Genomic DNA, 4,421 nt, shown 5'->3' on the forward strand with positions numbered 1-4,421 from the left:
GGCGGAGACTGGAGTGTGCGGCGCGAGCACGGAGATGCGCTCGGCGGGGTGCCGGGTCGCGTCGGCGATGGCGTCGCGCCCCGCGCGCGCGAGCGTGGCGGTGCGCATCTCGTCATCACGCAACGCCATCACGCCGCACGTATCGCACGGCACGCAGCGCGCCGCCGGCCGCGACACGGCCGCCGACAGCGCACGGCCGACCGCCGCCCAGCGCGCGTCCTCGAGCCCTTCAGTTGGCCCGAGCGGCTCGGCCTCGAGCCCTTCGACCCGCACGCTTGCGCCGCGCCGGCCGCGGCTCAGCACGGCCACCCTCACCTCGTCCGCACCGACGTCGATCCCCGTCGCCGTGCGCCTGCCCATCGCGAATCGCGCCACCCATCGTCCGGTCATCCGAGCCTCCTGCAATCGTTGCGGCCCATGCCGCACACCGAGGCTCTCATTCTGAAGAGCGGCACGCGCCGTCGGCAGTCGGCCGAACGGCCAACGACGCGAACCGCGCGCGCGGGCGCGCTATGCTGGAAGGACGGCGCCCCGCGGCCGTGTCCGGGGAGCAGCGCCCCCCGCGCCAGGACCGGTCATACCGGGCAGCTATAATCGCAGGACTGTATTCCGGTATGCCTATGCAATCCACGTCCCCTACGTCCCCGCCCTCCGCCCCGGAGCCGAAGAAACGCCCGTGGTGGCTGAAAGTCCTGCTCGGCCTTGCCGCGGTGTGCGTGGCGCTCGTCCTGTGCGGCGGCCTGGTGCTCGGCTACGCGCTCGTGGTCGCGTCGCCCAACATGCCGTCACTCGACGCGCTCACCGACTATCGTCCGAAGGTTCCGCTGCGCATCTACACGTCCGATCACGTGCTGATCGGCGAATTCGGCGAGGAGCGCCGCGACATCGTCCACTTCAAGGACGTGCCCGACTCGCTGAAGAAGGCGATCCTCGCGATCGAGGACGCGCGCTTCTACGAGCACGGCGGCGTCGACCTCACCGGGATCTTCCGCGCCGGCATCGTCGCGCTGTCGAACGGCCATGCGTCGCAGGGCGCGAGCACGATCACGATGCAGGTCGCGCGCAACTTCTTCCTGTCGAGCGAGAAGACCTACACGCGCAAGATCTACGAGATGCTGCTCGCTTACCGGATCGAGCGCGCGCTGACGAAGGACCAGATTCTCGAGGTCTACATGAACCAGATCTATCTCGGCCAGCGCGCGTATGGTTTCGCGAGCGCCGCGAAGATCTATTTCGGCAAGGACCTGAAGGACATCACGCTGGCGGAAGCCGCGATGCTGGCGGGCCTGCCGAAGGCACCGTCCGCGTACAACCCGGTCGTCAATCCGAAGCGCGCGAAGGTGCGCCAGCAGTACATCCTGCAGCGGATGCTCGAGCTGAACTTCATCTCGCGCGAGCAGTACGACGACGCGATCGCACAGCCGCTCGTCGTCAAGGGCCTGACCCACGAGTACAGCGTGCACGCCGAGTACGTCGCGGAAATGGTGCGCCAGATGATGTATGCGCAGTACAAGGACGAAACGTACACGCGCGGCTTCAACGTGATCACGACGATCGATTCCGCGGACCAGCAGGTCGCCTACAGCTCGCTGCGCAAGGGGATCATGGACTACGAGCGGCGCCACGGCTATCGCGGCCCGGAAGGCTTCATCGAGCTGCCGGCCAACGCGGACGACCGCGAGCAGGAGATCGACGATGCGTTGCTCGAGCACCCCGACAACGGCGAGCTGATCGCAGCGGTCGTGACCGCCGCGAGCGCGCGCCAGATCACGGTCGCGTTCATCGACGGCAGCGAGGCAACGCTCGACGGCGACGGCCTGCGCTTTGCCGCGAGTGCGTTGTCGGCCAACGCGCAGCCGAACCGCCGCATTCGTCCGGGCGCCATCGTTCGGGTGATGAAGAACGACACGGGCAACTGGACGATCACGCAACTGCCGCAGATCGAGGGCGCGTTCATCTCGATCGTTCCGCAGGACGGCGCGATCCGCTCGCTCGTCGGCGGCTTCGACTACAACAAGAACAAGTTCAACCACGTCACGCAGGCGTGGCGGCAGCCGGGTTCGTCGTTCAAGCCGTTCATCTATTCGGCGTCGCTCGACAAGGGCCTCGGGCCGGCGACGGTGATCAACGACGGCCCGCTGTATTTCAGCGCGGCCGAAACCGGCGGCCAGCCGTGGGAACCGAAGAACTACGGCGGCGGCTTCGAAGGCCCGATGTCGATGCGCACCGCGCTGCAGCGCTCGCGCAACCTCGTGTCGATCCGGATCCTGAATCACATCGGCACGAAGTACGCGCAGCAATACATCACGCGCTTCGGCTTCGACGCCGATCGCCACCCGGCCTACCTGCCGATGGCGCTCGGCGCGGGTCTCGTCACGCCGCTGCAGATGGCGGGCGCCTATTCGGTGTTCGCGAACGGCGGCTACCGGGTCAATCCGTACCTGATCGCCGAAGTGACCGATCCGAACGGCGCGATCGTCGCCCGTGCGCAGCCGCTCATCGCCGAGCAGAACGCGCCGCGTGCGATCGACGCGCGTAACGCGTACGTGATGCACAGCCTGCTGCAGAGCGTCGCGCAGCGCGGCACCGGCGCGAAGACCAACACGCTCAAGCGCGGCGATCTCGCGGGCAAGACCGGCACGACGAACGACTCGCACGACGCATGGTTCGCCGGCTACCAGCACACGCTCGCCGCGATCGCGTGGATCGGCTACGACAACCCGCGCAGCCTCGGCGACCGCGAAACCGGCGGCGGCCTCGCGCTGCCCGTGTGGATCGACTACATGGGCGCGGCGCTGAAGGGCGTGCCCGAATTCAAGCCGACGATGCCCGACGGCGTCGAGACGCTCGGCAGCGAGCTGTATTTCGACGAGTTCACGCCGGGGCACGGCTTCGTGTCGACGGTCGGCGTGCCGCAGGCGCCGGCGGTGCAGGACACGACCGACGAGGAAGCGCCGCACGTCGACGAGCAGGAGAAGCAGGACATCATGAACCTGTTCCGCGGCCACTGAGCGGCGCGCCGGACATGAAAAAAGCGGCCCGTCTTGAATGAGGGCCGCTTTTTCTTTGCTGCGACGACTGGCGCGCTGCGGCGCCGACGCTCACGCGCCGAACGTGATCGGGATCCCCGCCTGCTGGGTCGCGTAGTCGCTCAGCGCCGAGAAGAATTCGGTGCCGCTGCGCGTATCGCGCCATGCGCCATCGACGTAGCGGTAATGAAAACCGCCTGCCTTCGCGGCAATCCACACTTCCTTCATCGGCGGCTGCAGGTTGACGATGATCTTCGAACCGTTCTCGAACGTCAGCGTGAGGACGCTGCCGTTGCGCTCCAGATCGATGTCGTGATCGCCGTCGTTGGCGGCGTCCACGGTACGCTCGACGGCCGCCAGCACGGCCTCGGCACGGGTCAGGTATTCGGTATCGGACATGCTAAACTCTATCGGTTCAATTGTTCAGGGACGATCATGCGAGTCGTTTTCCGGATGAGCGCGATTGTAGCGGCTTTGGCAATTCTTGCAGGCTGCGGTCAACGTGGTCCGCTCTATCTGCCCACCGTGCCGCCGCTGCCTCAGAAACCGGTCGAGCAGCAGCAGGATACACCGCCGTCGGACGTCAAGCCGACCGACGAAACCGCGACCGACAGCATGCCCGACACGTCCGGCACGCCGCTGACGCTGTCGCCGGAACTGTCGAGCGGCGCATCGGGCGTGCCGGCCCCTGCGCCGGCATCCGGCCCGGCCAGCGCGCAGTAGTCAACCCGCGGTAGTCAACCCGCAGTAGTCAGCCGAAGCAGTCAGCCGCGCATCAGCCGCGCGCGCGCCGCCATCCCCACGCAACCAGCCGCCAGCCGAGCAACGCCGCGACGATCGCCGCGTACAGCTTCGGCTGCGCGAGATCATGCTTGCCGGCCTTCATCCACCAGAAATGCAGCACGCCGAATAGCGCGACCGCGTAGATTGCGCGATGCAGCGCCGCCCAGTGGCGGCCGAGCCTGCGCACCATCGCGCGCGGCGACGTCGCGGCCAGCGGGATCAGCAATACGAACGCGGCGAGGCCGACCGTGATGAACGGCCGCTTGCCGACGTCCTTCAGGATTGCCATCAGATCGAACCACTTGTCGAACCAGATGTAGGTCGTGAAGTGCAGCGTCGCATAGAAGAACGCGAACAGGCCGAGCATCCTGCGAAACCGCAGAAGCGTGGTGACGCCGGTCATGCGGCGCAGCGGCGTGACACCGAGCGTGATGCACAGCATCACGAGCGTCCACAGGCCGGTCGAGCGCGTGACGAACTCGATCGGATTCGCGCCGAGCCGGTCGGTCACGCCGAACAGCACGACTCGCGCGAGCGGATACAGGCCGGCCGCGAACACCAGCACCTTGGCAGGCGCGACCCAGCGCGGCGCGGCGGCCGCCGTCCGGG

Annotated in this window: 4 protein-coding genes and 1 pseudogene; 2 read left to right on the plus strand and 3 right to left on the minus strand. The window is 67.4% G+C overall.

Annotation, left to right across the window (positions count from 1 at the left end):
- Positions 1-390: pseudogene (locus tag G3N94_RS39895) on the minus strand (competence protein ComA); the annotation flags it as partial.
- Positions 391-614: 224 nt separating this feature from the next.
- On the opposite strand from G3N94_RS39895, the gene G3N94_RS39900 reads away from it, so the two are divergent.
- Positions 615-3,011: a penicillin-binding protein 1A gene (locus G3N94_RS39900; protein WP_205799686.1), complete on the plus strand. Its 2,397-nt coding sequence runs from the start codon at positions 615-617 to the stop codon at positions 3,009-3,011.
- 90 nt (positions 3,012-3,101) lie between these two features.
- Here the strand turns inward: G3N94_RS39900 and cyaY are convergent, their stop codons facing one another.
- Entirely contained in the window at positions 3,102-3,428 is a 327-nt protein-coding gene (cyaY, locus tag G3N94_RS39905) for an iron donor protein CyaY (protein WP_205799687.1), read from the minus strand.
- 36 nt (positions 3,429-3,464) lie between these two features.
- On the opposite strand from cyaY, the gene G3N94_RS39910 reads away from it, so the two are divergent.
- Positions 3,465-3,752: a lipoprotein gene (locus tag G3N94_RS39910; protein ID WP_205799688.1), complete on the plus strand. Its 288-nt coding sequence runs from the start codon at positions 3,465-3,467 to the stop codon at positions 3,750-3,752.
- Between the two features lie 52 nt (positions 3,753-3,804).
- On the opposite strand, the gene msrQ is transcribed toward G3N94_RS39910, so the two are convergent.
- The coding region (gene msrQ, locus G3N94_RS39915; protein ID WP_205799689.1) for a protein-methionine-sulfoxide reductase heme-binding subunit MsrQ at positions 3,805-4,421 on the minus strand (617 nt) is incomplete at its 5' end.

It is taken from the genome of Burkholderia sp. Ac-20353 (assembly GCF_017104785.1).
Classification (GTDB): domain Bacteria; phylum Pseudomonadota; class Gammaproteobacteria; order Burkholderiales; family Burkholderiaceae; genus Burkholderia.

Excerpts from the sequence above, each read along its gene's own strand:
- G3N94_RS39900 (WP_205799686.1), top strand. The coding sequence starts at position 615 with ATGCCTATGCAATCCACGTCCCCTACGTCCCCGCCCTCCGCCCCGGAG.
- cyaY (WP_205799687.1), bottom strand. The coding sequence starts at position 3,428 with ATGTCCGATACCGAATACCTGACCCGTGCCGAGGCCGTGCTGGCGGCC.
- G3N94_RS39910 (WP_205799688.1), top strand. The coding sequence starts at position 3,465 with ATGCGAGTCGTTTTCCGGATGAGCGCGATTGTAGCGGCTTTGGCAATT.